Consider the following 259-nt stretch of genomic DNA (forward strand, 5'->3'; position numbering starts at 1 on the left):
AGTCCACCTACCCGGACTGGACGAGCATCGTCGGGACCGGCCCGCTGCGTGCTGAGGGCGCGGCCACCCCGGACGCGTTCAACAACGGTTGGAAGGACTACGTCGACTCCTACTTCACCGGCCCGTTCAAGGTGACCAACTGGGACAAGACCAGCGGCACCGTGACCATGGAGCCGAACGACAAGTGGTGGGGCGCGAAGCCGCCGCTGACCAAGCTCACCTGGAAGCAGATCAAGAGCGACGGACTGGCCGCGGCGTT

Annotated in this window: 1 protein-coding gene; it reads left to right on the top strand. The window is 65.6% G+C overall.

Annotated elements, in window-relative coordinates:
- A partial coding sequence (locus tag BN358_RS29230) for an ABC transporter substrate-binding protein (RefSeq protein WP_232233238.1) occupies positions 1–259 on the top strand: 259 nt, incomplete at both ends.

Origin of the sequence: Sedimentibacter sp. B4 (assembly GCF_000309315.1) — a bacterium.
GTDB lineage: Bacteria > Bacillota > Clostridia > Tissierellales > Sedimentibacteraceae > Sedimentibacter > Sedimentibacter saalensis.